The sequence below is a fragment of the Streptomyces sp. NPDC104581 genome (genome assembly GCF_055583685.1).
In genome coordinates this window covers 14,141-18,616 of record NZ_JBVJNN010000072.1, presented here as the reverse complement: position 1 = coordinate 18,616, position 4,476 = coordinate 14,141, and the positions used below count along the sequence as shown (strand labels likewise).

The following is a 4,476-nucleotide window of genomic DNA, read 5'->3' as shown; positions in this document are numbered from 1 at the left end:
TGGGGGGGGAGGGGCTGTCCCTGGGGGCCCCCCACCTCCCCCCCCCCCCCCCCCCCCCTCCCCTCCCCCCCCCCCCCCCCCCCCCCCCCCCCCCCCGGCTCCGGCTCCCACCCCGAACACCGCACCGTCATCGCGGTTGACGAGAGAGACGCCCCCATCGTGTCCATGAGCAGACGGTGCTTCCTCGGTGCCGGAGCCTCCACCGTGCTCGCCGCCGGTGTGGCCGGGTGCGACTCGGGCGCCGCAGACCGCGGCCCGGCCGCCGAGCCTCTGGGCCTCCTCGTGCCCGAGGACGACACCACCCGAATCCACGCTGCGACGGTCCGCCGCTTCAACACGTCGCCCGCCGGGGCGCGGGCGGAGGGGACCGCCGAACTCCGTGATGCACCTACGTCGTCGTACGCCCGCGTGCTGGAGACGGCACTGGACGGCGACCGCGGCCCCGGCCTCCTCTTCACCTGGAGCGCCGGAGCCGTCCGCGTCTCCGCCGAGGAGCACCGGCTGGTCGACCTGTACAACCTCACCGAGGAGTACCCCGAGTTCGGCGAGGAACTGCTGCCGGGTGTCCTGAACGGCTGTGCCGTCAATCACCGCCCCTTCGGCATCCCCGTTCGCGGCACCCGGCCGGTCGTCCTGTTCTACCACCGCGCCCTGTTCGCGGATCTCGGCCTCAGGCCGCCCGCCACCTGGGCGGATCTGAAGATGGCCGAGGCCCGGCTGCGTACCGCGGGCGTCGTACCCGTCGCGCTGGCCGGAGCCGATCCCGCCGCCGCGGCGAGATGGCTGGAGTATCTGGTGGAGCGTATCGGCGGCCCTGACGTCGCCGATCGTGTCCGGTCCGGTGACAACAGCGCGTGGAACGACCGCGCCGTGCGGCACGCGGCGCGGGAGATCGTCTCCCTTCTCGACAGCGGCGCGTTCGGGGTCGACGGCGGTGCGGCGGCCACCGACAGCCAGGCCCTCTCCCTGCTCGCCAGGGGCCGGGCCGGCCTGCTCCTGGCGGAAACCGCGCAGTACGCGGAACTCGCCCGGAGATTTCCGGCGTTCACCGACAAGGACCTGAGGTGGGTACCGTTCCCGGCGGTCGAGGACGGCAAGGGGAAGCCGGGGAGTCTGCTCGGCACCCCGGCCGGCTATCTGACGATGAGCGCACGCACCGAGAACAGACTCGCCGCCGTTGCCCTGCTCAAGGAGTTCACCGGTACGGCACACAGCCAGGCCCTCCTGCGAGCCGGGGAGGTCCCCGCCACGACCACCGCGGCGAAGCTGCTCAACCGCGCGCCGCACCCGGAGTTCGCCCGGTTCCAGTACGACCTGGTACGGAATGCCCCGGTGTACACCCTCAGCTGGGAGAAAGCCGTACATCCGGCCTGGCGCGATCCGCTGCTCACCGAGGTGGGCAAGCTGTTCACCGGCCGGTCCACGCCCCGGGAGTTCAGCAAGGCGATGCGGAGCGTGGAACTCCCCGTGGCGCAGTCGTCGGCCGACCCCGCTGGATAAGACTTCGGACCCGGCATATCCTCACGGAATGCAGAGCGGGGCGAGCGATGTCGAAGGCTATCTGACCGAGGTTCCTCAGGAACGCAGGGCGGTTCTCGCCCAGCTGCGGCAGCTGTGCCGGGAGGAGCTGACGGGCTTCGACGAGGTCATGGCGTACGGGATGCCCGCGTACGAGCGGGACGGCGCCTGTGAGATCGCCTTCGCGAGCCAGAAGCGGCACATCTCCTTCTACCTCATGCGCGGTGACGTCCGTGAGGCGTTCGGGGAACGGCTGGCCGGCCAGGACATGGGCAAGGGCTGTCTCCGGTTCCGCGACCCGGAAAGCGTCGACCTCACCCTGCTCCGCGACCTGCTCAAGGCCACCGCGGTCCGCCCCGGCCCGGTCTGCTGACACCGGCGGCGCGCCGGGCGCTCCCCGGTCCTGCCCGATCGCGGGGACACCCCTCTCAGGACGAGCGGCCGAGGGCGTCGCGTACCGCCTCGTCCGTGCGGGCCACCACGGCCGTGCCGTCGTCCGCCGTGATGATCGGCCGCTGGATCAGCTTCGGACGCGCCGCCAGCGCCGAGATCCACCGTTCCCGTGAACCGGCGTCCCGCGCCCACTCCTTGAGGCCCAGCTCCTTCGCGTCGGCCTCCCCGGTCCGGGTGATCTCCCAGGGTTCGAGCCCGAGCCGGTCGAGCACGGACCGGATCTCGTCCTCCGACGGCACGTCCTCCAGATAGCGGCGGACGGTGTACGAGGCGCCCTCCTCGTCGAGCAGTGTCAGCGCGCCGCGGCACTTCAAGCACGCGGGATTGATCCAGATCTCCATGGTGCGGACGGTACGGCAACCGCCTGCTGGGCAGGGGCGGTCGCGTCCGCCGCGGATCGGCGACCGACCGACCGGCGGTCCGGTCCGGCCGCTCAGCGATCCGCCGACCGCACCACGCCGAAGGCCGCGCCACCGGGGTCCGTCACCGTCGCGGCCCGCCCCGCCGCCGTCTCCCTCGGCCGGTCGATCACATGCCCGCCCAGTTCGGTGACCCGCAGCACCGCCCCGTCCGTGTCGTCCACCTCGAAGTACGTCATCCAGTGCGAGCCGCGCACCCGGCTCAGGCCCTCGCCCACGCCGTGCAGCGTCGCCACCGGGCGCCCGTCGACGCCCAGAGTCAGCACGTCCGCCCCGTCCCTGCCGGTCGGCTCCACGTCGTAGCCGAAGACCGACCGGTAGAACGTGGAGACCCATGCTGCCTCGTGCGTCACCAACTCGTGCCGGACGGGCGTTCCGTGTCCGCCCGCCCCCTCTCCCTGCCCCGTCCCCGCCGTGCCGCCGCCGGCGGTGCGCGTCTTCGGCTGCCGGATTCCGAAGACGGCGCCGGCCGGGTCCGACGCGATCGCGACGCGTCCGTCCACACCGGTGTCGAGCGGCCCCACGCCCACCGTGCCGCCACAGCCCCTGATCGCCTCAGCCGTCATGTCGGCGTCGTCCGTGGCCAGATACGTCGTCCAGGCGAGCGGAAGCCGCCGCTCCGGCGGCAGTTGGCCGATTCCCACCACTTCCCGCCCGTCGAGTACCCCGCGTACGTACGCGCTCAACGGCTCGGGCCCCGGCACCTGTACGAACTTCCAGCCGAACAGCGCTCCGTAGAAATCCTGCGTCGTGCCGAGGTCGTGCACCATCAGACTCACCCAGCACGGTGTGCCGGGTCTGTGCCGCATCGCTGCCTCTGTCATCGTCACTCTCCCCTCGGACCGTTCGGGGACGGCCGTGATCGCGATGGGTCGGCGCGGAACGGGCCGCGCGCCTCGGGCGCGGCCGGTTGCCCGTGCATGGTTCCACTCCGCGCCGCGCGCCGGGCCCCGGCCGCGCCGCTTTTGGCGCGATCCAGCGAGAGGATGACTGTTTTGACCTTCACGTAACGTCGCCGTGTCGTCACGCATCGCGTTGACGCCGAACGCCCCTGCCGGTGCGCGAGGATGGCCGTATGACAGTCATCATCTCCGCGTCCGAACTCGCCGGTCTGCTCGCCGGGCCCCGGCCGCCGGTCCTGCTCGATGTCCGTTACGCGCCCGGCTCCCCGCCCGGCCGTCCGGAGTACGAGGCGGGTCATCTGCCCGGTGCCGTGTTCGTCGACCTCGAAGCGGAACTGTCCGGCCCGCCCGGCACCGGTGGCCGCCATCCGCTGCCGGACGTCGCGTCGTTCGGCGCGGTGATGCGCCGCGCGGGCGTCTCGGCCGGCACCCCGGTCGTCGTCTACGACGGGGGCCAGGGCTGGGCCGCGGCCCGCGCGTGGTGGATGCTGCGCTGGGCGGGCCATCGCGACGTGACGGTGCTGGACGGCGGACTCGCCTGCTGGGAAGGCCCGTTGACCACCGAGATCCCGGCCCCGGACGGGGGCGACTTCCGCCCCGTACCGGATTCGCTACCGCTGCTCGACGCGGACGGCGCCGCCGCGCTCGCCCGCGACGGGCTGCTCCTGGACGCGCGGGCGGCGGAGCGCTACCGGGGCGACGTCGAACCGCTGGACCGCGTCGGCGGGCACATTCCGGGCGCGGTGTCGGCGCCCACCTCGGAGAACGTCGGCGCGGACGGCCGTTTCCTGCCGGCCGGGACGCTCGCGGCCCGGTTCGGGGCGCTGGGCGCGAAGGCCGGCTCCACCGGCCCCGAGGTCGGGGTGTACTGCGGCTCGGGGGTCTCCGCGGCGCACGAGCTGGTGGCGCTGGAGATCGCGGGCATTCCCGCCGCGCTGTACGCCGGCTCCTGGTCGGAGTGGACGGCGGACACCTCGCGCCCGGTGGCGACGGGCCCCGACCCCGAATGACACCGGCCCCGGGCGTGAGGGTGTGACGAGGGCGTGAAAAGGGGGCGGGGGGGGGGGGGGGGGGGGGGGGGGGGGGGGGGGCGGGCCCCCCCCCCCCCCCCGCCGCTCCTACGCGACGGTGCTGGACTGGCTGATGCGCACCGCAGCGCGGACCACGGCGGTGGCGATGAAGGT

The 4,476-nt window shown here is 73.5% G+C and carries 5 protein-coding genes; 3 read left to right on the top strand and 2 right to left on the bottom strand.

The features are described 5' to 3' along the window. Window positions 1-165: 165 nt before the first annotated feature. Together ACZ61E_RS31860 and ACZ61E_RS31855 are read left to right on the top strand one after the other, a co-directional pair. Window positions 166-1,500 carry an ABC transporter substrate-binding protein gene (locus ACZ61E_RS31860; protein WP_469703824.1) on the top strand — a complete coding sequence of 445 codons (1,335 nt, stop codon included), beginning with the start codon at window positions 166-168 and terminating at the stop codon, window positions 1,498-1,500. A 28-nt stretch (window positions 1,501-1,528) separates the two neighbouring features. Then, window positions 1,529-1,891, top strand: coding sequence for an iron chaperone (locus ACZ61E_RS31855; RefSeq protein ID WP_469703823.1), 363 nt, complete (start codon window positions 1,529-1,531; stop codon window positions 1,889-1,891). Window positions 1,892-1,946: 55 nt separating this feature from the next. On the opposite strand, the gene ACZ61E_RS31850 is transcribed toward ACZ61E_RS31855, so the two are convergent. Then, window positions 1,947-2,312: an arsenate reductase family protein gene (locus ACZ61E_RS31850; RefSeq protein ID WP_469703821.1), complete on the bottom strand. Its 366-nt coding sequence runs from the start codon at window positions 2,310-2,312 to the stop codon at window positions 1,947-1,949. Window positions 2,313-2,404: 92 nt separating this feature from the next. Further along, window positions 2,405-3,214, bottom strand: coding sequence for a VOC family protein (locus ACZ61E_RS31845; RefSeq protein WP_469703819.1), 810 nt, complete (start codon window positions 3,212-3,214; stop codon window positions 2,405-2,407). A 251-nt stretch (window positions 3,215-3,465) separates the two neighbouring features. On the opposite strand from ACZ61E_RS31845, the gene ACZ61E_RS31840 reads away from it, so the two are divergent. After that, window positions 3,466-4,302, top strand: a complete 837-nt coding sequence (locus ACZ61E_RS31840; protein WP_469703818.1) for a sulfurtransferase — start codon at window positions 3,466-3,468, stop codon at window positions 4,300-4,302. Window positions 4,303-4,476 lie beyond the last annotated feature (174 nt).

Bases quoted from the DNA above. Each gene is read 5' to 3' on its own strand.
- ACZ61E_RS31860 (WP_469703824.1), top strand. From the start codon at position 166: ATGAGCAGACGGTGCTTCCTCGGTGCCGGAGCCTCCACCGTGCTCGCC.
- ACZ61E_RS31855 (WP_469703823.1), top strand. From the start codon at position 1,529: ATGCAGAGCGGGGCGAGCGATGTCGAAGGCTATCTGACCGAGGTTCCT.
- ACZ61E_RS31850 (WP_469703821.1), bottom strand. From the start codon at position 2,312: ATGGAGATCTGGATCAATCCCGCGTGCTTGAAGTGCCGCGGCGCGCTG.
- ACZ61E_RS31845 (WP_469703819.1), bottom strand. From the start codon at position 3,214: ATGACAGAGGCAGCGATGCGGCACAGACCCGGCACACCGTGCTGGGTG.
- ACZ61E_RS31840 (WP_469703818.1), top strand. From the start codon at position 3,466: ATGACAGTCATCATCTCCGCGTCCGAACTCGCCGGTCTGCTCGCCGGG.